We start from the raw sequence: 26005 nt of genomic DNA on the forward strand, positions 1-26005 counted from the left end.
TTTCCACGCACCGGATTGGCAGGAAAGTACGGCGCCAGTATTATCATGGCCTATCAGGCCTGTTGTATCGCTAACCGATGTCAGCCCCAGCGTTACTGGGTCGCAGGCTTCCCCTGCAACAACGACCGTTTTCTGATACAAGAATTTATCAGCAATAACCAGATTGCCCGCTGTTACATCATCAACCGCGGTAACGCTTTTCTCTGAACTGATGTCCCCTTCAGTATTTAAACCGGCATTGAGCTCCGCACGCTTTTTGTCATTATTCCATTTAAGCCATGCCTGAATATCATTCCCGTTGCGCCAGCCAAACCAGCCGCTATTTTCCAACGCCACAAATCTCGCGGCATTCACTTCATTGGCGTTTACCTGTTCAGCATTATTCAGATTGTTCGAATTCATATCGATAGCGGTGTTCATCTGGTTATATTCCGGATGCGCATCACTACTAAACCGATAAAGACGATCGCTCTCTTTGTTCAACCCGCCAATCACACCGCCACTGATGGCTACCGCGATGTGCCCAGGCTCTGCAGTTAAACCAAAGGGTGTTACGGGAAGTGACCATGAAAGCTCGGCACCATAAGCGGTATTTGCCTGCCCGCCGAGCTCAGTCAATGTTGGATCGCTAATGAACCCGCCCATCCCGTCAATCAATTGTGCGATGCGACGAACAGCGCCTTCATCCAATGCGTCACCACCGGTCGTCACCATCAGCGCTTCCAGTGTCGGCTTGGTTGAACCGTTCACTGTTCGAGCCCTCACACCAAACCGATACGTCTGCCGATCCATCGTCGCCGTGCCCATGCCTTCATCAAGGTATCCTGCATCAATCAGTGTTTGAGCAGTAAAAGGCTGTGGTAGTGACGTGGCTGCGCCAGACGTACAACTCGTTGGCGCCAACTGACACAAATAAGCATCATGCTTATCAGACAGGTACTTCTCTGCTGCCAGAGAAACGCGACTCGCATGGCGAGCCACTGTCTGATAGTGCAGTTCGATGACGTAATGGCTGATCGCTTGTGTGACGATACCGATCATGGCAATAAAGATAATCACACCGATGATCGAATCTTTTATTAGGCTGCCGCGTGCGGGTTGGCGCCGGATGAAGGGGCTAAACTGCCCCTGTAAAAGCGTGATTGTCGATAACATAATGCAACCTCTCTCAGTGCCAGAGCGTGAACATAAAACGGTCCGTTAAGCGCTGGATATCCATGGTAAAAGGAATGAGCAGCGCCCCACATCCAGCCATCCAGGGGCCAAGCGGCGTGTGATCGCGGGCAGTCAGTTGCAGCGTCAGCGCGCCGGCAATCAAGGACACAAACAGAATCAAGCTACCTGCGATCCCCGCCCAGGCACTCAATACCAGCCACAACATGATATCGCCCCGACCAGGCAGTAAGGGGGCCAGCGACGGTCGAACAATAACAGCGATGAGGGTAGCCACTACGACAATGGCCGACATCAGCATCACGGGATGAATGATGTATGTCGGCAGTGGCGAGTTATACAGGGCGAAAAAAAGCAGCGGGAGGGTATAGCTCTCCGGCAACCATTCCCTTTCCACATCAGCCACCGCGCAGGCAAGCAGACCCGCCTGCATCACCAGTAACAACAGGGAGCCGCCCCCATGAACATAGAGCGAAATCTGGCTGGCCAGCCAGAATGGGATAACGAGCAGCAGCAACATATTCCTGTTGAGCACCGGTGCGTCCGGGAGAGACAAAAAACGCGCTATCCAGCGAACATGGCGGCAAGCCAGCCAGGCGACCATCGTCAACACGACAAAAAGCAATGGCGCAGCGATGAATACATTCATTTCAGTACGATGCCCCGCCGTTCGCGCAGTAGTCGTTTGTAGCGTTCCCAGATGAGGTCAGCGTAGTTCTCTCGTAACCGGTGGCGCTTATCGCCGAAACCTGCGTTGTAACTGCCCAGGCAGTTCCAGGTCACACCACACACCTGAAAATGGGATGCCAGCAGTCGTGTGCCAATCTGAATATTCAGGCACGGCTTATCCAGCAGATCCTGCACTGTCGCGATAATGCCCTCACGGAGCAGTTTCGGAACATTGCCAGAGTTAACCATCATCAAACCATAATCCGCGCTGCCATCCGAGTTACTGCGGTTAACTGCACGCGGATTAAAGCCACTTTCCTGCTCCATCATTGCCTCAATCAGCAAAGCGTCGATGAAATACTTCACACTCGAATCATTTATGCAGGCCAACCAGGGCTGCACTGTATATTTCACTGGGGATTTTCCCTGAGCAATGCTGTTACCCGGGAAATACGCCAGCAAAATAATCGTGCTAAGCAGCAACACATTGGCCATGGTCGTCATTAACGCGAAGTGGTAATAATGACGGTTTTATCGCCGCCATCGCACTGCGTACCAATCAGCGTTGCTGCGGTTGATGTACCGGTGGTCACATTCGCTGTCAGCATTGCAGTACCGCCAACGGTGACCGAATAGATAGACTCTCCTGCATTCAGGAACATTTGCGCCATATCGCCACAGCCGCCTTCCGATACCCCCGTTAACGTCAGTGCAACCGAGTTGTTGAATGTCGAACCGTTTGTTCTGGCGGGAGCCAGCGTATAGGTACCACCATAGCGGTTGTAATAAACATCGCCGGTGCGATCGACCGAGGCAGGAATACCATTGACCGCACGCAGGGTTGCCATTGATGCACCGGTATATCCAGCCCGGCTTTTTAATTTACGGGACTGTTCCAGCATGGTTGTGACTTCGGTTTGTGTGGCACTGTTCTGATACAGCCCCCACAAGAACGTGCCCAACTGAAAGACAAGAATAATAAGAGCGGCGATCACCACCACCGTGATAATCGCATCTTTCAGATTACCGCCCCGGGCGGGGCGATAGCGGGCGATAAGCCGCTGTACAATACCGGTCTTGCGGCGAGTCGTAGCCAGAGACGTTTCCATTCAATAACCTCTTGATAATCATTTGTGTTGAAAAAACAGGATGTCGCGATACAGGTCAGAGCCCCTGCGCATTCAATGTCATCGTCAACCCAACAACGGCAAACATGACGTAAATGAGAAACGCGCCAATGACGCCCCCGAGCCCAAAGGTCAACCAGCTACTCAGTGACCGAATACGTTCCAACGCCACAGGCATCTGCTCCTGCCCCCAGTCATTGAGTACATCCGCGATATCCCGGCTGGCGCCGGCACGACTGAGAAAAATGGCACTTTCTCTGGAAGGGAAGTCATAGCCGCTTTCATAGAGCGCCAGACCCAGATTACGACCGCTGCGCACCCGAAAAGCGGCCGCATCAAGGCGTGCAACCAGCCACGGTGAGGCATGCTTACTGAGCGTATTCAGGACTTCCAGGGGCAACATGCCCGCCTTCAGCAGCGAGCCGGCACTGAGCATGAACAGTGCGCCCTGCAAGGTGGAATAGATTGACCAGGGTGGAATAAACTCAAGAAAACGGCGACGTACAACACCCCCACGCCGCGGAATATTGCGAATAATGCGGAACGTGATAATGCTGATAACAAAACACAATATGACCCCGTGATCCTGAATCCCGTGGCTCATGCTGTTCAAGATGATGATATGTAACGTCCAGCGCTCCTCGGGGATGAGCTTCGACATCGCTGGCAACAGGTGTTGTGATACGCCGTAAAGGATCCCGGGAACCGAGCACACAACCAGGCTCATCTGTGCCAATGCCGGAACCATGGCACTGCGTATTTGCTGTATATATTTAAGCAGGCTGATGGATTGAGCTAATGCCTCCGACATATTCCCCGAGACATTGCCCACCCGAAAAAGCACCGCTTCCAGTGGCGAGCACCATGCCGCCAGAACATCCTCCGGCGTTGCTATTTGGTCGCGAGGCCCGGGCAAGTTCATCTCCCCGAAGGTGCGTTTACTGACTGCGCCGCTCAATTGCTGGCAAAGCAGACTGCCGCGGTTTCGACGCTTGCCGTTATCACTGTAAATGTCTTCCATGATGTCGAAGATTTCCGCTGGCGACATGCCCATACGCCAAAAGGTACGTAGCATCTGCCAAAAACGAATGCGTTCCGTCAGCCAAAATGTTCGGCGCATCACGGGGGGCCATGACACAGATAGAATCAAGAAAATCCCTAACACCAGAAACACACAGAGAAGCAAGATCAGCACTATCGTCATCGTTATGCTCCTTCCAGAAACTCACGGTCTTCATCCGGGTGCATATGCTCCGTGGCCATCACCAGGTCAGTTCGACCGGCCAGCAACAGACGACGCAAATGTTGGCCACGACTAAATCCGCCCGCCTTCAGCCAGCGCCGCCGAGCAGCAAAACTCCCCTCTTCCAGCCAAAATCGCATAATCTGGCGATCGGGCCGCACGATCTCTGCAACCACCGTTCGCCCGCTAATGCCGTGGTTAATGGACGTACCAAGCAGGCTCTTGATGCATTGTTCGCAACCATCGGGGTTACGAAAGCGTAATTGCCCGAGCTCGTCGTCATTGAACATGCGCTTTGCCAGCGCCTGGTGGGAAAGCGGGATCAACTGGCGTTTAAGCGCCTCAGACCAAGGTAATGAGCAGGATGGGCAGAGCGTCTTAACCAAAGCCTGAGCAATTAGCCCCCGGAAATAGGTTGGGTTGGCCAACTCACGGGCATCAATGCCCCAATTACGCATGCGGCTCAGCGCATCTAATGGATAGGTGCAGTGGATGCCAAACCAGCCTGGATGCCCACTGATGGCCGTTTCCAATGCGGCGTATGCCGACGGATAATCGCGTGACTCACCGGTATAAATGCCATCAGGATCAAGACGCATCGCCATCGCCACACCGCGAGCCCAGGCTTCCCCCGCCTGGTGTAAGCTGATGTTGTCGGTATCTACCGCGCACTGCACGGCACCAAAAATCAGTCCCTCGATCGGCGCTTCTTGGGTCTGTAGGCTCACCTGACCGTTATTTCTGGCCAGCCATCGTCCTGCCAGTACCCGCTGCGTAGTCGATTTACCCGATCCGGTGGTACCGCACAGGCCGATAAGCCCTTGAGAGGTGAGTTCAATCTCCTCCAGTGTGGCTTCATGCTCAGGCTGATAACCCAGGCTTTGCAGTGTCCGGATACGTCCGCGATCATCTTCAATCAGTCGCATCACCGCAAAAACGCCACCATCATCAGTGGGACGATGGCTATAGCGGGCCGCATACAAATTCATATCCGCCAGAAATTCAGGTTTAACGCGACCGTCCTGGGCAACACGCGGGTTGTAACCCTGCGATTTTGTGTCGCACATGCTTTCCATCATGGTCGACAGCAGTGTTCCTCCTTCCTCAAAGTCGGGTTCACGAATGGTATACAGCAATCCATTGATGCGGGTGCGGATTCGACTCCCCTGACGCCGATCGAGATGCACGTGAATGTCAGAGGCATTCAGTGAGATGACGCCGCGATACATCCGACGAACCTCTCTCTGCGCCTCGCTTAACCCTGCCTCCACATCGTGTGTGCTGGCTTGCCCACATCCACCAAGTTCACTTTTCATCACGAACTCGGACGCTAATGGCTTAAGCCCTGCTCTGCGCAACCCGGCAAACCAACTGATGAAATCAGGCTCTTCACGAATTTCTCGATTAATACGCAAGCTCACCGCCTCGTTATCGACACGAGAGAGCTCAATATCACCGTCATATTTTTCAGGCACGCGGCATGCCAAATCGGCGTCGGCCAGGGCAGCGGTCATCATTGCGCGCTCCCCGTCTGGATCACCTGCCCATTGCTAAGCTCCACACCGCGTGAAGTAATACCCTTCACACGATGTTCACTGCCTGGCCACATATCGCCGGGTTGAAGCACGATACGGCGACCATTAAACTCGGCAGCGGCACGCAGTGTTCTGTTTTCACTCCATATCTCTTTCAAGCGTGCCACAGTCACTGCCATGCTCACGCCTGCGTCTTTCCCCACAACACCGCGCCCAACGCCAAGTGAAGCTGACGGAAGTAAAATGTCTGGCCGATTCTTCAGTGTTTGCCCCTTCAGACGGCTTTCCTCCAGTGCATTCTGTGCATCCTGGCGAGCCTGCTGCGCTTTCAACAAATCAATTTCTTGTTCGATAGCTCTTAGCGTGGCCACTGTCGGCTCATCGGATGCCAGCACGTGATCAGAAGGAACGGGGCTAATGCTGCTTTCCGTCGTATCAGAGGCCAAGGCAGACGCTGTAAACAGCAACGAGAGCAGAAAAAATAACTTCATCATGGTGCATTTCCTTCTGGTGCTACGCTATCCGGGGTTCGGCTGTATGCAGTACCGTCCCATGACCAGGTAAGGGATCGCCCTTCCACCTTGAGACCAATGCGTGTCAGGCGGAGCCCCACGGCAGAAAGCCCGGAAAGCTGAAAAGAGGGGGGTAAGCGGGAAGTATGAGAAAACGCCAATGTGTTCCAGTCCTGGATCCAGATGACCTTTTCATCAGCAGGGATTGATGTTGGAGGAACATTCTGCAGCGAGGGCGGGATCCCCCGAGACTGAAAGAAGCTCAACAGCCTGTGGCGCAGCAGTTCACTCTCAATAACGAGATCGTCCCCGCCGCCAGGAAGCCCGGGAGAGGACATCGCAATCTGCGCGATATCTCCGCTATCATCGATAAAGGCAATAGGCGTGCCTGGGAGGTGTTTCATGGCATGAAGCAGGCTGCTGACGGTAGCCAGTCGATTATCTTTTTCACGTACCCAGGTGGTCATGACGCCATCGGCACGGCAATCCGCTGAGGATAATGGCCAAAACCCTAACTGCAAGGGCAGTCCATCCAGCTTGCGTTCGCACATTGTCAGCAATTCTTGCGCCGACGGCTGCGCGATCCAGGGATGAGGTAATAGGCGCGTTTCTTTTTTAGAAAATTCGTTATCCCCCGCGACCATCGCGGCTAGTTTTGCTTTTGACGCCTGAGCCTGGCGGGCAGACCAGTTTTGCCAATACTGTACGCCCCACACACCCGTCACTCCGACAGCAAACAGCACGGGCAAACAAATCAATAACGATCGCTGTATCCTCGCGGGACAGGTTAGTCGATAACGAGCAGACCAATCGCGACGGCGTAACGGCAAAATATCGGCTGGGACAGCGGGTGACTCGGGTGTAGATGCCACATGCCACCCTGTTTCTGGCTCGGGCGTGAGATCGAGAAACTCAGCAGTGATGGCAAGCATATCTTCCTGCGTACCGCAGATATCACCATTCAGGGCCGGAACGCCCCCCACCGTGGCGAAAAAAACATACTCATCGTCACCGAGCTGCACGACGCCATAACCATTTGTCCCCGTCCAGGCCATCGCCAGGGCAGCAAGTGACCACAACCGCCCTGCTCGCCATGGACAAGATCCTGTCACCGCTATCGCATCAACTTGCGTCTGTTGCCCCTTGTTGCGTACACGAACGGGGGACAGCTTCAGGGATAACATATCGCGCCCAAACTGACGGGTGCCTTTCTCTGCCATCGGTTCCCAGCGCAGTCCCGCAATCAAACCGCCATACTCATGAGGTACAAGAATCATATCGCCCCCTCACATCAGCACCGGTGTAACAGCGATAATCAACGTGACATCATCCGATTCACTGGATTTTCCCCCGCCGGCTATCGTGACATCAGGGTGGAATGCCCCTTCACGCGACGAGGTAAGGTTGCGTGCGTTGTAACCGCTCACAATCAGTGTCTGCCCCGGTTTCAGGTTCACTCGCTCGCTCAGACTACGTACGGTGGTGTAGGGCATTTCCATCTTGGTGTTACCGTCTTCTGATGACTCCTTGCGCAGTTGTGCTGGATCCGAATGGCTGAAATTAAATTGCAACTGGATATCCCCTTCATCACGAATATCCGGCAATAGCGTCATCTGTGTCCCGGTGGTGATACTGCCGGGTTCCATATCGGTCGTGGCATAGTTTTCTGACACGGTTGTTTTCTGGGTTCTCAGATAGACCATTTGCCCTGCTATCTGAAACGGAGCGGGAACCAGGTTGGTTGTCGTCGCCTCATGCGCCATTACCACAGACACTTTCCCTTGCGTTTCTAGCGCACGCAGCAGCGCTGTCGTGCCAGCAAACTTGCCATTAAGCACATTGATACCGAGAGAGGACACCGGTGTCGTCGCGGTCGGTGAACCGGTTAATGTCATCCCAAACCGATCAAGTCGATTGGCAACAACAGACCAATCCAGTGCGGTCTGGCTGGCATCTTTACGCTGAACCGAATAGACGCTTACCATCAACTTAACCATCCGGTTCATACGCACATTCAAGTTGTCGATATAGCGCTCGACACGGTCAAGCACTTGCGGAACATCCGTGACAACCAACTCCCCGGTCGAGCCCGAGAGGTGCCAGGTTCCTGATGGACTGATCATTGCCTTAATCGACTCGGCAATATCATTGTGAATTTTGCTTTCCAACTTGACGCTCGTGCTCTGCCCAGAATTCTGGCTGCCACTGACCGAGCTGTTATCACCGCCGGCGGTAGAGCTACTGGTGCCGGTCAAGTTGGAGTTCATTGACGTTTCAGCATTGAGGACTTTCAAACGGAAGGTTCGTGTGTCCAGGTAATACAGCACCACCTGGTTGTTTTCGAATTTCCAATTAAGCCCCAGACGCGAGGTGATTTGATCCAGTAACCCGCCTAACGGTCCCCCTTCCCAACTGAGGTCGGTAACGGATCCAACGCCGAACGTCGGCGAGACTGACTGTATTGATGTCGAACCGCCAATGCTGGCCAGCGCTGGGCGACCATTTTCCTCAGGACGAGGCAATGCGCCTTGCATGGCGCGCGTAGTTCCTCCCTGCGAGACAGAGCCCCCGGACAGCACACTCATTGCGTCCGGCGTTATCACTACCGGGAACCCGCAACTGCGGGTAATACGCTGCCCGATTTCATAAAGCGACAGGCTGCCATCAATGATCAATGTTGGACTGCATGGAGGCAGTTTTACCTGCTGAGCCCGGGCGCTGACACGTATAGGTCGAGTATCGATCCAAGGCTCATCAACCCACACCAGAGAAGGCGAAGCAGGCTGTGTGCGCGATAATCCATGTAACTGTTCCGCCGTACGAATATCCCGTTCGGCCTGAGCATCTGCATGACTAAATCCTTTGGTCGCGCAACCGTTCAGTGCCGCTGAGATGAACAATGCCAACGCCACGTTCCGGTAGATAAGATGAGGGTTAAGTTGTGACATCGTCTTCTCTCAGTTGATGTATACCAGGGAGCCTTCCGTGACGCTGGCAGGCAATGAAATAGGCCAGGGGACAGGGTCAACCAAGGTGGTCACGCTCCCCTGACTCACGCGAGCCAGGAGTCGGGAGTCACGAGATAATTCACGTAACATCCTGGCCATACCTGGCTCCTCTTTTGCCCACACGATGATCCGACCGTTATATTCGGTACAGCGAATCTCTGGGTTATCGCTCAATCCCGGCACCGGAAGTGAACCTGAAGGACGGGAGCCTGGGCACAGAGAAAGAACATTGATCCCCTGAGCCTTTAACATGCCCAGGGCATTGGCGGTTTGCAGCATGTGGCGAGCTGTTGAGATTTCAGTGACCGTATCGCTGTGCGCATCACTGGGAGAGCGCCAGCTCTGATACCCACCCGCCAGAACCAGCAAAGCCATCAGTACCAACATGCCTTGCATCACTTCTCTCCTGGCTTATCAGATACCGCCACAACACATTGACTGCGATTGGCGCGACCGTAGAGCGGTGTATCCACTTTTCCCGGGCCATATAAAGAGAAAATGCGGTCAAGCAGTGCATCAAAACTGCCATGAATAACCAGACGAGCAGAAATGGGATAATCAACATTCACCGGCCAAACCACGGTCCATTTTCCGCCATAGGGGCAATCCACCGTGGCTGCCTGGCGTGTCAAAAACTCACGTAACGTGGTGCCGGGTTCGGCTTTCCACACTGGCGTAATAACAGGAACGGGTTTTGATGCCGAAGCTGAAGACGGAGAGATCACTGACGCAGACGGCGGTGGTGTCACTGCCGTTTGAGACGGCGTAGTAAGCAGCCTTGTTGTATCGCTTTTCGGCGGTTGTGCCACCGGTGCCGGCGGTAATGCGGTAGTCGGTGTCAAGCCTGTTTTCGAGGCAGAACTCGTTGAATTTGTCGGCTTGGTAGAGGGTTGCTGCCCGGATAATGGGGCAGATTTGGTGTTAACCGAAGACACCGGCACTAATGCAGAAGATGCTGGCTTATTAGCAGTACCATTAGCACCCAGCGCTGTGGGCTTACTTTGTGGCGCGGCAGGCGAAAGCGGCGTCAGTGTTGGGGCAGGTAATGGTTGACTGTCCGGTTTTAGCATTCGGCTCGCTGCCTGTCCGCCAGTACCGGCAACCGCGTTTCCTGTTTGGGATTGTGGCGGTGTGATAGCAATCGTCGGTTTAGCGAGCGCGGCCGGGGCTGCTGGCGCAAATGAGCGATACTCATCACGTAAAACAAAGCAGATCTCACGATTAACATCATCGACCCGCAAGCGCCATGCCGGTCCTGCAACGATTTGCAATGCTTCACTGAGACGAACCGGACCAATGTTACGTTGCACGCCGGGCAGCGGGCGGCCAAGCAGTTCAGAAAACGTTGATGACGTTGAGGGGCACAGCGAATAGCCAGACTCTAACAACAAATACCGAAACCCATCTCCCACGCTGCGTACCAGTTGTGGCGGCATGGTGATGTCGATCATCTGATTGAGGGGGTCACGTTGAGAATCTGCTGGCCGGGTACTGACCAACGTGTAGCGGTCATAGCGCACAACTTCCGGTGAACGGTTCTGATAAATATCGTTCACTCTCGGGGAGGCGCTTACTCGGGATACTGAAGACGTTGTTGTCTGTTGAGCACATCCGGCAACCAACATGGCCGCAGCAGAAAGGCAGGCCAGCGTTGGCGTATTTTGAGGGTGCCGCAAAGGTCTTGTCATCAGTCTCCACCGTTTAAGAGTAATCTCAATCAGGTGGTTATTCTGCCGACAAGCCCGTACTGAACAACGCTAAACTAAAAATGGGCTCAGAAAAGAAAAACGCTGGCCAAAGCCAGCGTCAGTGTCTCATCGCTACATGAGAAAGGTTAATGAGTCAAAAGCAGGTGATCTCATCTGCCTCCATATCGACAATACGCGTCATTCTGGATAGAAATCAGGGTTTACTGCCTGTTCAAACGTCCACGGGCATTGAGCCGGAAAAACGGTACGACGAATGTTGGTTTCACGCTCAGCGGAAATAACGGCATCTCCATAAGCATCTTCAACAATTTCCGCAAGCTTGTTTTTCAAACTGGGATTGTCAGCAATAACACGAACGGCTTTACGACGTTGCTCTTCAATCGTCAGACGCCAACTACGGCTCTGTCGTTCTGACTGATACTGCCATTTGAGTAAGTGCATGAACAGTTTCTCCAGCCGGGACTCCAGCTCCCGGCGTTCGCTGCGCCCCATAGCCTCAATCTCCTCCAGAAGGTTTTGCGTATCGAGCTCCGTGATACGCCCAGCGCGCAGCAAATTAGCCTGCTCCTGAGTCCAGCCGTAAAAATCACTGTCATAACGGGTAGTCATATGTCCTCCCCTGAACCTCAGGTTACCATTCAAATATCGATAACCTGAGTTTGTCAGAGAAAAAAGCACCCGTCAAAGACGAGTGCCCGTGTTTACGATATGGCATAAAGCTCATGATTCAATATCGAGGTTCAAACCCATTACTGGGTAAGGATAAGTCAGGCTTGCAATAGGCATTCCAACAGCCTATGATTAACTCAATGATTTGAATTAACCACTTGATTTACAAAGTAAAACGGCGCACTCAGAACGGAATATCGTCGTCGAAATCCATTGGCGGTTCATTGCCTGCTGGAGCTGGTGACTGAGGTGTCCCACTGTGTGATGGTGCAGCAGGTTGCTGAGGTTTTCCCCATGCAGTACCTGCAGCACTTTGGTTGGTACTACCACCGTTCGGGCGAGAACCTAACATCTGCATCGTACCCTGTTGGTTGACCACCACTTCAGTCGTCCAACGCTCTACACCCGCATTATCCTGCCACTTACGTGTTTTAAGTTGACCTTCAATGTAAACCTGCGAACCTTTACGCAGATATTCGCCAGCGATTTCAGCAAGCTTCCCGTAAATCACCACACGGTGCCATTCGGTACGCTCTTTTTCTTCGCCAGTTTGTTTATCGCGCCAGGTTTCGGATGTCGCCATGGTAATGCCAGTAACAGCACCACCATTTGGCATATAGCGAACCTCAGGATCTTGTCCCAGATAGCCGATAAGGATGACTTTATTAACACCACGTGAAGCCATAATCTTTCTCCTTCCTGTTAAATCCCCCTGCAAGCAGGGGGGGTTAAGGGATGCCAGTTATCAGAACGAATTTGCCGCATACGCTTTAGAAGGCGCGGGGGTGTTCTGAGCCGGCGTAGAGTCAGATGGATCAGACTTCTCGGCCTGGTACGTAATCTCCTTACCCACTTTAATCCTGGTGATTTTGATTAAACGGGCTTTGAGGCTAATACGTTGTTCACCGGCATGATCACCGGAGTTCAGCGTAAAGATGCTGGGAGACAGGTTACTTAGCGCGAAGTTAATCAACACTTTCTTGTCTTCATCAACCGCTTTTTCGCAACGTTTAATTAAATCGATGGTCTCTTTGCCTGCAGGGGTCACGTCAAAGCGAACATAGTTCACACTGTCTTTGTGACCGCTTAAGGCATTGATGACACAAGTGGTGAATTGACCATTGGGTCCAGTAACATGGCGAATGTCGCTCAGGTATCCCAATCCATTAAGATTCAGATTGAAGTACTCATTGCTTTTGCCATTTTGAGAATTAATACCTTGATTCAGGGTAGATTTATTTGCAGTCATGATGTTTCTCCGGAGTAAAAATAAACAGGTAGCGGAGAAACATTCATCCCTGGCGGGAGTCTGTTTCCCGCAGGGGAGTCAAAGGCGGTAGAGCCTCTGGCTGGCTGTATGAGTGAAGTGGACCTTAACCGATATTGGGTCTCTGTTTTCAAAGGTTAAACAGATTTACCGCTCGAAAGCGCCATCTCTCAGGTTAACGATGGCATTGGCATGTGATCACCCGAAGGCGTTCCTCTCAAATCACTGGAACATTGGCAGTTGTCAGAGACAACGATTGGCCTGTTAATCATTAAACCTGGTGAAAAAGAAGTCAATCTTCCGGCTATAGAAAAAATCATCACCGCAGAATGAAAATAAAAATACCAAAAAAAAGCGGCGCCATAAGGCACCGCCATACGATTTGCACCATCAATCTTCGGTAAATCTGCTTTCGCAGTAGCTCCGGGGATGTTCAGAACCCGACACTGGTTTCACGGAGTTTTAGTGCCTTCAGACTCGACTCTCAGGTGAGGGAGCTGTCTGTCAGACTGTTCTCTTTGAGCGCTATGCATACGCGCAAAGGGACCGCAGTCACGGGGTGCGGCTTCAGAGCCGCATGCACAATAACAACTCGGTCCCGCACCTGCAATCAGTTAATTCTGCTTTTTCTTTCGAGGTTTAGATGCCGCACCCTTGGTCTGACCAGGAATATTGACGACCCCTTTACAGTCAGGGTATTTTTCACAGCTATAAAAGGAGCCCTTTGCCCCCTTGCGTAACCGCGTCTTGCCACCACAAACGGGACAAGCAGGCGTAGGGGCGACACGAACGGCAACATCTTGCTGACTCCCCTGGGAAACCAGCTGACAAATCCACTGCGTCTGCCTGGACATAAAGTCATCCAGCGCCATTCTACCTTTGGCAACCTCATCCAACGCTTGCTCCCACAGTGCTGTCATGCCCGGCTCCTTTAATGCATCAGGCAGAGCATCGATAAGATCCATCGCAATATCCGTTGCACGCAAGTAACGCCCTTTCCTTACGATAAAATTGCGCGTCAGCAATGTTTCAACAATTCCACCACGGGTCGCCTCCGTGCCTAACCCTGCATTCTCTTTCAGCACTTTTTTCAACGCCAAATCGGTCACGTATGCAGCAGCATTCATCATGGCCGCAATTAATGACTGAAAAGTAAAATACTGAGGTGGCTTGGTTTTCAATGCCTTTACGTCTGCACCAGCCACAAGACAGTTGTCACCCTTTGACAACATAGGTAAAGCCTGCTCTTTCTCTTCCTTCTCATCAGCATCTTTACGCTCGCTTTCATCATGCAGACTAAACAGACGTTTCCATCCGGGAACGACCACGACCCTACCGGATGTCTGGAACAACTGCCCACCGATATTCAGAGAAAGTCGTGTGACATCAATTTCATGCAGCGGCAAAAACTGAGCAAGGTAATATCGCCGTATCAACTCATAAACCCGTTTCTCTTGCTCGCTCATCTTCGACATGTCGCAAACATGCCGGGTCGGAATGATACCGTGATGCGCTGTGATTTTTTTATCATCCCATATGCGGGAGACAAAGCGGGTATCTAACTGGGAAACCAGCTCCTGTAATAGGGGATCTATTTTCACCAGCGCACTCAGGACATCAGGTATTTCCTGACGCATTGACTCGGGAAGAAACCCGCAATCGGTTCGCGGGTAAGACGTGGCCTTATGCGTTTCATACAAGCTTTGCGCTGTATCCAGCACTTGCTGAGGACTCATATCCCACAGTTTACCGCAGACCTGCTGTAATGCTCCCATCGTGAACGCTAAAGGCGCGGCCTCTTTTTCACGCTTTGTTTCCCGCTCTATAACCGTTGCCTTGCCCGTTTGCTTACACAGCTGTGCCACTTGCTGAGCAATGTGTTGATGAATACAACGTTTCTCTTCATCAATATACATCTTCGCAGGAACCCACTGCGCGGAGAAACGAACTCCACCAGATTGCAAAGCAACCCATACCTGCCAGTATGGCTTAGGAACGAATGTCGCTATTTCTCGTTCACGATTAACAACCATCGCCAATACAGGGGTCTGGACTCGCCCGACAGACAGAAGCCCGTCATACCCTTTTTCTCTTGCTTTCAACGTATAAAGCCGGGTCAGATTCATACCAATCAGCCAGTCCGCGCGCGAACGTCCCAGCCCCGCATAATAAAGCGACTTAGTTTCTTTCCCCAATTTGATAGCAGCTAATGCAGCACGAATGCTGGGTTCATCCAATGCAGACAGCCATAAGCGAAAAACGGGGCCTCTCCATCCACAATATTCCAGCAACGACCATCCGATCACCTCGCCCTCACGATCGGCATCTGTCGATATGACGACTTCATCAACCTGCTTTAACAATCGGGACACGACAGCAAATTGATCTGACGAATCTGGTTTTACCACCATCTGCCATACTGAAGGCAAAACAGGCAACACGTCCATTCGCCACGGCTTTCCGAACTGGGCACCATAGACCTCCGGTGAGGCGGTCTCCAGTAAGTGTCCGCGAGCCCAGGTTACGGTTATCCCGGGTGAGGATAAAAAACCCTGCCCTCGTTTTGTAGCCCCCAGTACAGCAGCGATATCTCTGGCCTGAGAGGGTTTCTCGCAGATAAAAAGGCGCAAAATATCCCCCGGACTATCGTTTCGTTGACGCAGGAACGGCACGCGCTTTATCGCGCATGATCAACAAATTGATACTGGCCTCATGGATTGGGGGAGAAAACAGAGAACGCTTTTTACCCAGTAAAACATCGCGATCCGGTTCACCTAACGCTTCACACGCTTTCTGCCAGACGTCATTTTCTTCAATAGCGTCAACGCGTGATACAGGAACTGAGCGATATTTCAGGACAATCCCATAAATCTGACGCAAGGTTCGCCCATTACCACGAAGTAGCTGATCACGACGATTACGCGAAATCAAACCATAGTGAAACGCCTGTAAAACCTGCTTGGCCAGTTGGTCAAACCCAATCAGCAAATAGACACAGCGATATCCCAAGGGTGAATTGCTGTATACCTTGATATCCAGAGGTTCTTTGGCTACAGCTTCAGTCAAGGTTACTCCCCGGGGTAACACATTCATTTCTTTATCCAGGGATGCAATCTCTCCAGACATCAACTCACTGGCCTCATTGAGCTTTTCCTCAAGATCCAGCATGGTTTTGTCAGCCCAGGGGTTGTTCTTCAGAGAATCACTATTAATACGGGCAGCTAAATGCAGGAATCCTGGCATCCCCATAATCGGAGAACGTCCGGTAACACCGCTTTCCTCGTTCTTTTTGACTCTTGGGCGCCCAGTCCAGAGATTGATTGCATAGTTAGTATGCAGTTCGATTTTGAGTTCAGACTGCAATGCCCCCGTATTTTTTTCCGCTCTTTCAGCCATCGTTGTCTCTCTAACCTGTTAATTAATCAGTTAAGAAAGACTAAATAGTTAATAAAGCGCGCAATACCAACAACGCGAAACTCAATATTGGTTTCAGGAATTTGACGCAAACATACTACATGGGCGTTTTTTGACCACACTGCTAAATCAGCACTAACCCGATATATCACTACGATATTGAACACCAAGCTGGTCACTTTTCATACTGTGTTGCGGGGCGCAACACAGTATATTTTTTAACCACCAAGGTAATGTCCGTACAAACAGAATGCCCTGCATGTCACCCCAAACCAACATACTGGTCACTTTTTATACCGTGTTGCGCCCCGCAACACGGTATACTTTTTAACCATCCAGGTGATGACCGTACAAACAGAATGCCCTGAATATCACCCCAAACCAACATGCTGGTCACTTTTCATACTGCATTGCGGGGCGCAACAAAGCACATTTTTTAACCAAATCACTTTCCTGCGTTCAATATCCTTGTTCTGATATCTGCAAGCATGCTGGAGACCTTCTCCTGACTGGCCTTAGGGCTGGTCTGCTCAGAATCATTTTCCGGAGACGGTGGTACCCTCATCCCCACATAGACGACAGCCTCCGCTGATGCAGCGTGTGCTATACCCTCGGTTGGTTGCTCAGGTTGCCCGCCAGGCAACACCAGTCGTCCCTCACGGGCGCATTTCATCATCGACAACAGCCAGCCAAGCGGGTTGGTCAACTGCCCACGTCCGAGCTTTGTAGCCAGCATGCCCAGCAGCGCGGATGCCTGCTCATCCGGCAATACAGCGAGTTGTCTGCCCAGCATGTTGGCGTCATCGGGCGTGATCCGGCTGAGCAACGCTTCAGGCAGCGTTAAACGATCCCCACTCTCGGGTGGTACGTACGTTTTTTTATTCACACTGTGTGTGAAACTACGTACGTTACAGTTCGATTTTCGAACTTGGGCATAACCTGTTGATTTTAGACTGAGTTCGGATTCCGAACTCAGCATATTATTACTATTTTCATCACTGAGTTCGGATTTCGAACTCAGTGATCCCTCCCTTGTTTCACCCTGCTTTTTACTGAGTTCGGAATTCGAACCCGGTAATATTCCCCGCTGGAGAGCTGCCAGTTGAAGGGGGGTTGATGATGAATCCAGGCGGGCTTCGATCAATGCTACTCGGGAATGACGATGCCGCATGGAGGGATCGTTGCGGATAGCCTCCAGAACATTGAGCGCCGTCATCCGTACCGATTTATTCTTGTGTCCGCAACTGCGAGCAACCAAATCCAACCAGCCCGGATCGAACGTTTCCGCATCACGACAGCTTAGCGGCTCATCATGCTGCGCGTAGATATTTCCACGTACGCGTCCATACTCATCGCGCACACGTTTACAGAGACTGAGCCAGCCGGTTATTCGCAACATCAGCAAGGTACGGCTGATGGTTTCACGCGAGGCTTTTTCTGCGTGAGGTGAAGCCAACTGAAGTTGCAGTTCATCGTATGTAGGAAAAACCGCGCCATCATTTTGCTGGGCATACAAACGGATCATCACCCATGCAGTCTTATCCAGCGGGCTCAGTCTACTGTCCAAAAACAGTTGCCGGGGAACGGCATCGTGCACATTCCCCAGATAAAGCAATCCGCTACGTTCATTGACCGGGCAGGAAGGATCACTATTTCCCTGCCGGGAAATCGTCTCCTGCATTCTATTGAGTGTAAAAGCGATAACACTGTCAGCAGGTAATCCCATCATCGCCTACCGTTGGTCTGAATCAATCCAACACGGATATTCATAAGAAGAAACGAGAACGTAATGATATGAAAGGTACGAAACGGAAAACGAAAAGTCGGTTTTTTTAATGATAAAAAACCCAAGTGGATCACATGATAAATAATCCCTTCGCTCCTGGTGGTTGTATGCCACAGCTCATCTGCCAGCAGGAACTGAATAAACATCGCACCCAGAACATATGATTTCTCTACAAATATCATAGTCTGCCCTCCCGGGAGGATTTGCCCATGCGGACATGGGCACGATGTATTGCTGCAAGTAAGGACTGTTGTTTTTCTTCCGGTAAACAGCAAAATAATTCGACCATCACCGATTCGACATCTCCGTCCAATTGAACGCGGGATGATGGCAACCACAGCGTCGTCTTGGCTGCCCAGATTTTGCGCTTTATCGTCACTTTTTGATTTCCCTGTTATAAGTCTCATGACTCATCAAATGCCAGCACCCTCCTCCATCCTTGCTTAATAAACGCCAGAATGGCCCAATATCGATTTTGAGATAACCGTTGGTTTGCAGACGTTTGTAAACACGTTCACCTCGCTGCCATGCGGTGATGAGACGAGTCGCTTTACGTAAAACACAGGGACTGGCACATTGACACAAATGAAACTCGGCAACTGCCATCTTAACCTCCCGCTTTTTCCTTTCTTTCCAGAATGGCTTCACGGCACCAGGTATTAACCCGGGTCCAGACAGCGGTAAGGGAAACGTTTTGCTGTTCGGCAGCCAGCATCATGACGTCCAGGGCCTCGTGTGAATCCGGCGATGAAAGTCCAGAACTACGCCATTGCTCCCATAGCGCAGCATCTTCTTCTTCCGTGGGAGCCTGAACTCTGCCCTGCCGTGTCTCAATGCCATTCAAACGGCGTCTGGAGCTGACTTCCGATGTCGACAGCCCAAAGTAGAACTGCATCAGCTCTATTGAGCCTCCCAATTCCAGCGCGCGATCGATACGTTGTAACCGCTTTTGCTCAGTGCGGGCCTGGTTCACTATTGACCAAAAATTGTCATGGTTAATCTGAAAATTGAGGACAGATACGCTGCTTTGCGTCAGGTAATACAAATCGTCGACCGTCAGTTGACTCAATTGGCGAACCTCTTCCATCGTCATGCCCAGGGCTTCACAACGGCGAATATTTCCTGACTTCAGCTCCATTAATATGTGCGTCAATAACGCATTTGTTGCCTGAGATAGTCCCTGGCTCATAACAGCCCCCCTTGCATCCAATCAACAATCAACCAAAAGTCGGCACTCCAACTCATCCCACAGCAAATGAACAGAAACGTATTTCCGGTCAGCTTTCTCTGTAAGTTACCCATGAATATCCCCTGTATATTGAGAACCGGGAAAAACCAAAGCGCCGTCCTGATGAGCGCGATATACCGGAGACAAGGTTTGTTTCCCGCAGCGCTGGCGCAACCAGGACTTAAGAAGCCGGGCTTCTGATTCAGATGGCGTGAATGATTCCAGAGCACTCCAGACACCGCCCACCCAGCCCTCACGAAACCGATCAGTACGAATACAACGGAGCTGAGCCTTCAAACGTGGAAAATCCTTCATGTACTGCTCAGTGGCTTCTCTCAGTTGCCTGGAAAGCACTTTAAAGAGATAGACTGCGATATCAGAGCGCCCTTTGACCCCATAGAAGTGGATTGCACGCCGAACACATGTGCGCCGATAACGAGAGGTCTGGTTATACAAATCAAACCAGCAGCTACAGCCGGTGGCCATACAGACGACGGCGGCAAGCCCGTTCAGCCACCCCGGAATACGTAATGAATCTGATGGCACCTGCCGGCATACAGATTCACGAATCGATGAAATTTCAGGATGTTGCTCCAGGATGGAATAGCGCAGAATGAGCTTCTGAGACAAACGCAATGCCCGGGTAATGTCATTCAGATCGTTATTTTCCCTGACTAACGACATCAGTTTCCGAATACGTTTAGGTAATCTGGCACTGTTATTCATTTCCCCCTCCGGATACCGACCTTTGTCAGGTGTTCTTCAACTTCCTGGCATCCGACACAAAGCGCTACACCAGGAACAGCCAAACGCCGGGCCTCGGGGATTTCATTCCCACATCCCTCACAATATGCATTTGAAATTCGGCCGTTATGCACTTCCTGAAGTATCAGCGACAGGCTGCTCTGCAGCAGTTGCTCGGTTGTGGACATTGCCATTTCATCGTCAAGATCCAGCGACATGCTCACCTCCACGGACATCATTACGTTGTAACTCACGCAGACGGCGTAACACCCGAATCAAACGCATAAACTTCACGACATGGACATCATGAAGAACGGGTGTGCCGGCTTTCTGAGGGAAACCAAGGAAATTCAGACAAAAACCGAATGTATTAAACGGTAACTCGCGATCTTCCCCAGTCAGTCCGGCAAGTAACAAAACAAACTCGTTGTTGTTTGTGTCCGACGTGGTATAACCGGCCTGATCCCAGCGTTTTGCTTCTGAAATATCGTCTGCACATCCCATAGACTCAGCCAGCTCGAAAGCCAGTCGGTAAGACATATCCTGTAAATGCTCGATATCATCCTGAAGTGCAGGGATGTGCCAGATATCCGTCACTGGCTCCAGCCCTGCCGCCGCAAAAGAGACAGATGAAATAGCGATGTCTTCGGTCGTGTTACGACTATGCTCGGATAATGCTGACATCAGTGATGACGGTAAAAAACTATTTCCCTCAGGGTTAACTGCCTCGCCACTGACTACAGTCTGGCCTCCGTATAAGTCCGGCTGAAGTTCGACACGATATGACGATGCAGAGGCCCCCCCCACATCAGGCCGTTTTACACCCGGCTCAGATTCCGCCCCATTATCCGCAGCAGGCTCGGGACGAGTACCGCCACCAACCAATGTTCCCGGTCGTAAGCCAATGACAGGTCCCTTAGGTTCTGTTTGTGGTGGAAGTTGAGTAATATTCTCTTTTTGGGGCTGACGGAGGGGCTCTTGTACAGCCGGGGGAACAGGCGGATCACCAAACAACTCTCGTCGCTGCAGCTCTTTCGGATCAAGCTCTATCAACCAGCGATCATAGTTAAGCGACGGATGCGGTAGTGCTTTCAATAAAGCCCCAATCAGTTCATCGCGGAACATTTCCAGTGAATACCGATCTGGGTCGTCGAACTGCTGGCAAGTATGACCAAAAACGTTTTCAAACACAGACTCATGTTCCACAAGAATCTGATATTTAGCCCATGTTTTTTCTGCTGCCGAGCGTAATGCTAATAGTGGCAGCGTTTGAGTACGGCTGAGTCCTGAGTTCAGCAACGTCGGCAAATGGGGATACAAATACTTCAGCGTATCTTCCAGGCGGTTGATACTGGAGCTATCGATGGGATAGCCTTCCTGGTTCAACAACTCGGAAAGCTCACGCAATGTGACACTGCGTCCCAGTTGTTCTTCATAAATCGTTCGGGCGTCATGAACACCAAATGCTTTCTCGATATAGGCTAAATCACCACGGGCATCATTCTCAGCCAAATGACCAATCACACATTTCAGGCGTCCCGGCCAGGGTATGAATACCGTATGGAGACGATAGAACCGTTCATCCCCGGTTTCCTGATAGAGCTCACGCAATATCTGGTAACGAGTATTCCCTCCGTCACTAAAGATATAAACATCGTCCCCATCAGGATCCCGGGTTACCATCGGCACTGATTTCAGACCGCGCATGCGGATCGATGCTTTGATGTAATCGTATCTCGGATTACGAGACTTGCGGGGATTGTCGGGGTTGGGACTCAGTTCGTCGAGCGTCAGCACCATCGCCATTGCATTCACGGGCAGTACAGCAGCCTGTGAGGGTTGAGCGGGTGATTTTCCCCGCATCAATAGCGCTTCCGTCATATTCAGCACTTTCGGTTTACTCGCCATCAGTAACCTCCCTGAGCACTGGAAGGCATACTCGTGAAGCGAGTGAAGCGTCCATCAAACTGAACTTTTACCGTTCCAATTGGCCCCTGCCGCTGTTTACCCAGGATAATTTCAGCCAGCCCCTTATCCGGGCTATTTGAGGTGTACACTTCGTCGCGGTAAATAAATAACAAGACATCAGCATCCTGCTCAAGTGAACCAGAATCGCGCAGATCACCGTTGTTTGGCCGTTTATCCGCACGCTGCTCCAGAGAACGGTTAAGCTGAGAAAGTGCAACAACAGGACATTCCATCTCTTTGGCCAGAGACTTTAATGAGCGGGATATCTCAGCAATTTCCTGTGTCCTGTTTTCCAGTCCAGGGCATCGCATCAATTGCAGATAGTCCACCATTATCAAGGCAGGCTTACCGTATCTCCGGGCATTACGCCGGGCTCTCACCCGGAGCATTGCAGGCGTAAGATCACTGGTATCATCAATAACCAGCCTTTTTTGCCATTCACTAATAGTGGCCACAGCCGAGCTAATCTGTGCCCACTGCTCATCAGTCAAATTTCCACTACGCAGGTTCTGTAGTGGAACAAACCCGATAGAAGAAATCAGGCGCATAAGGAGTTGGGTCGCAGGCTGCTCAAGACTGTATATCTGAGCAACATTCGTGCTATTTTGCTCCAATGCTCCCGTGAGCATGTTTAACGCTAACGCCGTCTTCCCCATTGACGGGCGGGCCGCTAACAAGATCAGATCACCATCCTGTAAACCACAGGTTTTTTCATCCAGTTCGGCAAATCCGGTTGCTGTTCCTGTGATCCCATTGGGAGAACGGTGGCGAGCCTCCAGTTCTGCCGCAACTTTTTCAAGCCCTTCAATGACCGTAATGGCCTTGTGTGGCTCAGCTTTTTCTGCAATATCGATAATTCGCCGCTCGGCCATCTCCATAATCTGGGATATATCGGCGCGAGGTAAGCGCACCTGCTGAGTCAAGTCAGTGCCAAGGGCGGCAAGTTGCCTGGCCCGGCTGTCTCTGGCAACAATTTCGCAATACGCTACCGTGTTCGCTGCACTTGGCGTGTTTTTCGCCATCTCTGCGAGATAGGCGAAAATATTTTCCTCCCGGGAGCTTCCCTGCTTTTCCAGTGAATCAGCCAGTGTGATCAAATCGATAGGCTGGCCAATACCAACGAGACGGGACATTTCTCGAAAAATCACTCGATGAACGGCATTAAAGAAATCATTCTCATCGATAATGAGAATCACCTCATCCCAGCGTTCATTGTCGATCATCAGCGACCCCAGCACTGATTGTTCAGCGTCCATGGAATAAGGGAGATGGGGCAATGCTTTTTGATTAGCCATGGACCACCTCCCCGGCGCTGTCTTTGTGTAAACTCAGAAAAGTTTTCAGCAAGCGTGCATGGGTGCGGGGAGACACGAGCATCAAAGGCCAATCGTTATAGGAAATATACCGAACGCAACCATTAGCCCAGCCGTTCTCAAACAGGGCCTTGTCACCACGCTCAGGAGAATCATCATGTGAATCCAGAAACAGTTGTTTTTCTGAAGAGATATTACAAATGCCCACAGCAGATTCAGGGACAGCCCATACCTCACACAATATGGCCTGCAAGCGTTCTCCGGCATGCTCATCATTAACCGTTTCGAAAAAGACATACTGCTCATCAAGACCGCGATACTGAGAATCAGTGCAGAAACATATCGCACGATAGAGAGTCTTCATCGCGGTCCCTCCATCTCCTCGGCTTCAGTTTGATCCCCTAATACAGAATCGAACTTGGATTTCCACTGAGGAAACAGTTCACTCGCCAGTGAATACATCGTTGTGGCGGCAGAATCACTTACACGATTAGTTTTATTTTCAAGACGATGAGCAGGTTGCCCAGCAGCATGACCTTCAACATATATTTCCAGGTCATAAATGAACGTACTTAAAAGAGAAACGGAAATGGACTGGTTGTGCTGGCTATATTTACCCGAATCAATAATTTCGCCAAGGATCTTATATGTTTCTTTTGCACGGCGAGTGTATTTCATGCAATTGATGAGAACTTTAACTCGCGGTAACACCACTCCCAATGCAGAAAAAGGAAGCAGAGTCTCCATCATATGAATGGTACCGCGTATAAATTCCCTGACATCCGGCAAAATGGGTTTAATAACACCAATTGCTGTATTCGTAGCTGCCAGCACAATAAGCTCCAACATAATAGTTCGAGCCCCCTGTGAGTCGACGATAATTACATCATATTGAGAAAAAAGAGGATGCTGGAGAATGTTGCGTAGTCGAAACCGTCCGTCTGGCGCATTTAGCATAGCGGTAGGCAATTGAGCATTAGGATCATTTGAAATGATAAGATCCAACCCAGAGATAACAGTTTTGGAGATAACTTGTGAGGGTTCGTCGAGATTGACGGTTTGCATTAACAATTCATACAGACCGCAGGGAGCTTCGTAGTCCAGAGCAAAAATGCTACTTGAGGTGGGTTGGGCGTAGTCGCCGTCTATCAATAACGTCTTTAACCCGGCATCAGCAAGAAAGCCGGCCAGATTTGCGGCCTGAGTGGACTTACCTTCTCCACCCTTGGTAGAAATTACAGGAATTACATGCATATAGACTCACCTGATAACAAATCAGGATGTATATGCTCGTACCAAAAAAATCTACATTTCTATAACAGTAGAACTAAAGGATTGAAAATCCTCGTGTCCTTGGTTCGATTCCGAGTCCGGCACCACTAATATATAAACGGACGTCTACTGACGTCCGTTTTGCTTTCTGAAATCAGCTAGTTACCCAGTCTCGTTGTCTACTCTCATCTACTGAAATCTACCTACAGCTATACTGTTTTGATGGTATATTTGCTGGCACATCCAGTTCGATGAGTTTTGTACCATCAATGGAGGCTCAACGATGGCTCTGACTGACATTCAGATCAAAAACGCAAAAACCCCGGAAAAGAAGATCAAGCTGACTGATGGCGCGGGTATGTATCTTCTCCTACACCCGAACGGCTCAAAATACTGGCGTATGCAATACCGGTTCGACGGTAAGCAAAAAACCTATGCCATTGGTGTCTATCCCTCCGTATCCCTCTCAGAAGCTCGTACAAAGCGTGATGAGGCCAGAGCGATGATTTCCGCAGGTGTAGACCCCTCTGAAAAAAAACAGGCTGTAAAGGCTCAGGAGAGCGGTTATTTTACGTTTGAAGCTGTAGCGCGTGAATGGCACAAAAAAATGTCTGTTGCTGAGAGGTGGATACCGAAACACAGTGAACGCATTTTAAACAGTCTCATCAATCATCTTTTCCCTGCCATAGGATCACGAGATGTTAAAACGCTAAAAACTCGCGATCTGCTTTTACCCTTGCGTAAAATTGAGACGAAAGGCCAACACGAAACCGCCTCACGTTTAAAACAGCGCATTACGGCTATTATGCGTTATGCTGTTCAAGAAGATATGATTGAACACAACCCGGCGGATCAACTTGATGGAACGCTGACCCCTCCAAAACGCAAACATTATCCAGCTCTTAAACTTGATCAAATACCAGACTTATTAAGCCGCATTGATGCCTACAGAGGCCGTAGGTTAACTGTATTAGCGTTAAAGCTAACAATGCTTGTATTTATACGGTCGAGTGAACTACGCTTTGCCAGATGGGCGGAAATCGACTTTAAAAATGCTTTATGGGTTATTCCACCGGAAAGGGACGAGATAGAGAACGTTAGATTTTCCGAGCGTGGTTCTAAAATGCGTATACCACATTATATCCCGTTGAGCAATCAGGCTATTGATGTATTAAAAGAGCTGAAAGAGATCAGTTATGATATATCTGACGGGGAAGGATTAATTTTTATTGGTTGCCATGATTATAAAAAACCAATGAGCGAAAACACAATAAATAAAGCCTTGCGCCAGATGGGTTATGATACTCAAACTCAAGACCCTGTAAATAATTCTGTGTAATTGCCATCCGATTAAAGGTGGTCGCTCAG

The 26005-nt window shown here is 50.7% G+C and carries 25 protein-coding genes and 1 pseudogene; 1 reads left to right on the forward strand and 25 read right to left on the reverse strand.

Features of this window, described 5'->3' with window-relative positions:
• From pilV to ACKQAD_RS19330, 25 genes are all read right to left on the reverse strand, one after another.
• The coding region (pilV, locus tag ACKQAD_RS19210; RefSeq protein ID WP_409161604.1) for a shufflon system plasmid conjugative transfer pilus tip adhesin PilV at positions 1-1155 on the reverse strand (1155 nt) is incomplete at its 3' end.
• Positions 1156-1168: 13 nt separating this feature from the next.
• Entirely contained in the window at positions 1169-1822 is a 654-nt protein-coding gene (locus ACKQAD_RS19215) for a prepilin peptidase (protein ID WP_409161605.1), read from the reverse strand.
• Entirely contained in the window at positions 1819-2346 is a 528-nt protein-coding gene (locus tag ACKQAD_RS19220) for a lytic transglycosylase domain-containing protein (RefSeq protein WP_409161606.1), read from the reverse strand. Before ACKQAD_RS19220 ends, ACKQAD_RS19215 begins: the two co-directional genes overlap by 4 nt.
• Positions 2346-2951, reverse strand: coding sequence for a type 4 pilus major pilin (locus ACKQAD_RS19225; RefSeq protein WP_409161607.1), 606 nt, complete (start codon positions 2949-2951; stop codon positions 2346-2348). The genes ACKQAD_RS19220 and ACKQAD_RS19225 overlap by 1 nt, the downstream gene beginning before the upstream one ends.
• 55 nt (positions 2952-3006) lie before the next feature.
• On the reverse strand, positions 3007-4173 hold the full coding sequence (locus ACKQAD_RS19230; RefSeq protein WP_409161608.1) for a type II secretion system F family protein: 1167 nt from the start codon (positions 4171-4173) through the stop codon (positions 3007-3009).
• Between the two features lie 2 nt (positions 4174-4175).
• Positions 4176-5729, reverse strand: coding sequence for an ATPase, T2SS/T4P/T4SS family (locus tag ACKQAD_RS19235; RefSeq protein WP_409161609.1), 1554 nt, complete (start codon positions 5727-5729; stop codon positions 4176-4178).
• Positions 5726-6241, reverse strand: a complete 516-nt coding sequence (gene pilP / locus ACKQAD_RS19240) for a type IV pilus biogenesis protein PilP (protein WP_409161610.1) — start codon at positions 6239-6241, stop codon at positions 5726-5728. Before pilP ends, ACKQAD_RS19235 begins: the two co-directional genes overlap by 4 nt.
• A complete protein-coding gene (gene pilO2 / locus ACKQAD_RS19245; RefSeq protein WP_409161611.1) occupies positions 6238-7536 on the reverse strand; it encodes a type 4b pilus protein PilO2 in 1299 nt (432 codons plus the stop codon). Before pilO2 ends, pilP begins: the two co-directional genes overlap by 4 nt.
• Before the next feature lie 9 nt (positions 7537-7545).
• Positions 7546-9207 (reverse strand): PilN family type IVB pilus formation outer membrane protein, encoded by a 1662-nt coding sequence (gene pilN / locus ACKQAD_RS19250; RefSeq protein WP_409161612.1) that lies wholly within the window; start codon positions 9205-9207, stop codon positions 7546-7548.
• Positions 9208-9216: 9 nt separating this feature from the next.
• Positions 9217-9663, reverse strand: coding sequence for a type IV pilus biogenesis protein PilM (gene pilM / locus ACKQAD_RS19255; RefSeq protein ID WP_409161613.1), 447 nt, complete (start codon positions 9661-9663; stop codon positions 9217-9219).
• A complete protein-coding gene (pilL2, locus tag ACKQAD_RS19260; protein WP_409161614.1) occupies positions 9663-10955 on the reverse strand; it encodes a PFGI-1 class ICE element type IV pilus protein PilL2 in 1293 nt (430 codons plus the stop codon). Before pilL2 ends, pilM begins: the two co-directional genes overlap by 1 nt.
• A gap of 198 nt (positions 10956-11153) precedes the next feature.
• Positions 11154-11585 carry a DUF29 domain-containing protein gene (locus ACKQAD_RS19265; protein WP_409161615.1) on the reverse strand — a complete coding sequence of 144 codons (432 nt, stop codon included), beginning with the start codon at positions 11583-11585 and terminating at the stop codon, positions 11154-11156.
• A 244-nt stretch (positions 11586-11829) separates the two neighbouring features.
• Positions 11830-12330 (reverse strand): single-stranded DNA-binding protein, encoded by a 501-nt coding sequence (locus tag ACKQAD_RS19270; protein WP_409161616.1) that lies wholly within the window; start codon positions 12328-12330, stop codon positions 11830-11832.
• Positions 12331-12390: 60 nt separating this feature from the next.
• Positions 12391-12894 carry an STY4534 family ICE replication protein gene (locus ACKQAD_RS19275; RefSeq protein ID WP_409161617.1) on the reverse strand — a complete coding sequence of 168 codons (504 nt, stop codon included), beginning with the start codon at positions 12892-12894 and terminating at the stop codon, positions 12391-12393.
• Positions 12895-13526: 632 nt separating this feature from the next.
• A complete protein-coding gene (locus ACKQAD_RS19280) occupies positions 13527-15542 on the reverse strand; it encodes a DNA topoisomerase III (RefSeq protein WP_409161618.1) in 2016 nt (671 codons plus the stop codon).
• Positions 15543-15555: 13 nt separating this feature from the next.
• Positions 15556-16308 (reverse strand): PFL_4669 family integrating conjugative element protein, encoded by a 753-nt coding sequence (locus tag ACKQAD_RS19285; RefSeq protein WP_409161619.1) that lies wholly within the window; start codon positions 16306-16308, stop codon positions 15556-15558.
• 463 nt (positions 16309-16771) lie between these two features.
• Complete coding sequence (locus ACKQAD_RS19290; protein ID WP_409161628.1) at positions 16772-18052, reverse strand: STY4528 family pathogenicity island replication protein; 1281 nt, start codon at positions 18050-18052, stop codon at positions 16772-16774.
• Positions 18053-18487: 435 nt separating this feature from the next.
• Positions 18488-18718 (reverse strand): ParE family toxin-like protein, encoded by a 231-nt coding sequence (locus ACKQAD_RS19295; protein ID WP_409161620.1) that lies wholly within the window; start codon positions 18716-18718, stop codon positions 18488-18490.
• Between the two features lies 1 nt (position 18719).
• Complete coding sequence (locus ACKQAD_RS19300) at positions 18720-19301, reverse strand: DUF2857 domain-containing protein (RefSeq protein WP_409161621.1); 582 nt, start codon at positions 19299-19301, stop codon at positions 18720-18722.
• A 105-nt stretch (positions 19302-19406) separates the two neighbouring features.
• The gene (locus tag ACKQAD_RS19305) at positions 19407-20066 is read right to left on the reverse strand and encodes a DUF7168 domain-containing protein (RefSeq protein ID WP_409161622.1); all 660 of its coding nucleotides are present in this window, start codon (positions 20064-20066) and stop codon (positions 19407-19409) included.
• Entirely contained in the window at positions 20063-20302 is a 240-nt protein-coding gene (locus ACKQAD_RS19310) for a TraR/DksA C4-type zinc finger protein (protein ID WP_409161623.1), read from the reverse strand. Before ACKQAD_RS19310 ends, ACKQAD_RS19305 begins: the two co-directional genes overlap by 4 nt.
• A complete protein-coding gene (locus ACKQAD_RS19315) occupies positions 20286-21992 on the reverse strand; it encodes a ParB family protein (protein WP_409161624.1) in 1707 nt (568 codons plus the stop codon). Before ACKQAD_RS19315 ends, ACKQAD_RS19310 begins: the two co-directional genes overlap by 17 nt.
• The gene (gene dnaB-PI / locus ACKQAD_RS19320; RefSeq protein ID WP_409161625.1) at positions 21992-23347 is read right to left on the reverse strand and encodes an SPI-7-type island replicative DNA helicase; all 1356 of its coding nucleotides are present in this window, start codon (positions 23345-23347) and stop codon (positions 21992-21994) included. The genes ACKQAD_RS19315 and dnaB-PI overlap by 1 nt, the downstream gene beginning before the upstream one ends.
• Positions 23340-23729, reverse strand: coding sequence for a hypothetical protein (locus ACKQAD_RS19325; RefSeq protein ID WP_409161626.1), 390 nt, complete (start codon positions 23727-23729; stop codon positions 23340-23342). The genes dnaB-PI and ACKQAD_RS19325 overlap by 8 nt, the downstream gene beginning before the upstream one ends.
• On the reverse strand, positions 23726-24619 hold the full coding sequence (locus ACKQAD_RS19330; RefSeq protein ID WP_409161627.1) for a ParA family protein: 894 nt from the start codon (positions 24617-24619) through the stop codon (positions 23726-23728). The genes ACKQAD_RS19325 and ACKQAD_RS19330 overlap by 4 nt, the downstream gene beginning before the upstream one ends.
• Before the next feature lie 301 nt (positions 24620-24920).
• Between ACKQAD_RS19330 and ACKQAD_RS19335 the strand changes: the two are divergent.
• A pseudogene (locus ACKQAD_RS19335) lies at positions 24921-25952 on the forward strand (tyrosine-type recombinase/integrase); the annotation flags it as partial.
• Between the last annotated feature and the right edge of the window lie 53 nt (positions 25953-26005).

It is taken from the genome of Pectobacterium artocarpous, from assembly GCF_046159765.1.
Taxonomy (GTDB): Bacteria; Pseudomonadota; Gammaproteobacteria; order Enterobacterales; family Enterobacteriaceae; genus Pectobacterium.

Coding starts and splice junctions, on each gene's coding strand:
- ACKQAD_RS19230 (WP_409161608.1), bottom strand. CDS start 4,173: ATGACGATAGTGCTGATCTTGCTTCTCTGTGTGTTTCTGGTGTTAGGG.
- ACKQAD_RS19225 (WP_409161607.1), bottom strand. CDS start 2,951: ATGGAAACGTCTCTGGCTACGACTCGCCGCAAGACCGGTATTGTACAG.
- pilM (WP_409161613.1), bottom strand. CDS start 9,663: ATGCAAGGCATGTTGGTACTGATGGCTTTGCTGGTTCTGGCGGGTGGG.
- pilO2 (WP_409161611.1), bottom strand. CDS start 7,536: ATGATTCTTGTACCTCATGAGTATGGCGGTTTGATTGCGGGACTGCGC.
- dnaB-PI (WP_409161625.1), bottom strand. CDS start 23,347: ATGGCTAATCAAAAAGCATTGCCCCATCTCCCTTATTCCATGGACGCT.
- ACKQAD_RS19305 (WP_409161622.1), bottom strand. CDS start 20,066: ATGAATAACAGTGCCAGATTACCTAAACGTATTCGGAAACTGATGTCG.
- ACKQAD_RS19300 (WP_409161621.1), bottom strand. CDS start 19,301: ATGAGCCAGGGACTATCTCAGGCAACAAATGCGTTATTGACGCACATA.
- ACKQAD_RS19275 (WP_409161617.1), bottom strand. CDS start 12,894: ATGACTGCAAATAAATCTACCCTGAATCAAGGTATTAATTCTCAAAAT.
- ACKQAD_RS19315 (WP_409161624.1), bottom strand. CDS start 21,992: ATGGCGAGTAAACCGAAAGTGCTGAATATGACGGAAGCGCTATTGATG.
- ACKQAD_RS19330 (WP_409161627.1), bottom strand. CDS start 24,619: ATGCATGTAATTCCTGTAATTTCTACCAAGGGTGGAGAAGGTAAGTCC.
- pilP (WP_409161610.1), bottom strand. CDS start 6,241: ATGATGAAGTTATTTTTTCTGCTCTCGTTGCTGTTTACAGCGTCTGCC.
- ACKQAD_RS19295 (WP_409161620.1), bottom strand. CDS start 18,718: ATGGCAGTTGCCGAGTTTCATTTGTGTCAATGTGCCAGTCCCTGTGTT.
- ACKQAD_RS19265 (WP_409161615.1), bottom strand. CDS start 11,585: ATGACTACCCGTTATGACAGTGATTTTTACGGCTGGACTCAGGAGCAG.
- ACKQAD_RS19270 (WP_409161616.1), bottom strand. CDS start 12,330: ATGGCTTCACGTGGTGTTAATAAAGTCATCCTTATCGGCTATCTGGGA.
- ACKQAD_RS19215 (WP_409161605.1), bottom strand. CDS start 1,822: ATGAATGTATTCATCGCTGCGCCATTGCTTTTTGTCGTGTTGACGATG.
- ACKQAD_RS19325 (WP_409161626.1), bottom strand. CDS start 23,729: ATGAAGACTCTCTATCGTGCGATATGTTTCTGCACTGATTCTCAGTAT.
- ACKQAD_RS19285 (WP_409161619.1), bottom strand. CDS start 16,308: ATGGCTGAAAGAGCGGAAAAAAATACGGGGGCATTGCAGTCTGAACTC.
- ACKQAD_RS19220 (WP_409161606.1), bottom strand. CDS start 2,346: ATGACGACCATGGCCAATGTGTTGCTGCTTAGCACGATTATTTTGCTG.
- pilN (WP_409161612.1), bottom strand. CDS start 9,207: ATGTCACAACTTAACCCTCATCTTATCTACCGGAACGTGGCGTTGGCA.
- ACKQAD_RS19235 (WP_409161609.1), bottom strand. CDS start 5,729: ATGATGACCGCTGCCCTGGCCGACGCCGATTTGGCATGCCGCGTGCCT.
- ACKQAD_RS19310 (WP_409161623.1), bottom strand. CDS start 20,302: ATGTCGCTGGATCTTGACGATGAAATGGCAATGTCCACAACCGAGCAA.
- ACKQAD_RS19290 (WP_409161628.1), bottom strand. CDS start 18,052: ATGGGATTACCTGCTGACAGTGTTATCGCTTTTACACTCAATAGAATG.
- pilL2 (WP_409161614.1), bottom strand. CDS start 10,955: ATGACAAGACCTTTGCGGCACCCTCAAAATACGCCAACGCTGGCCTGC.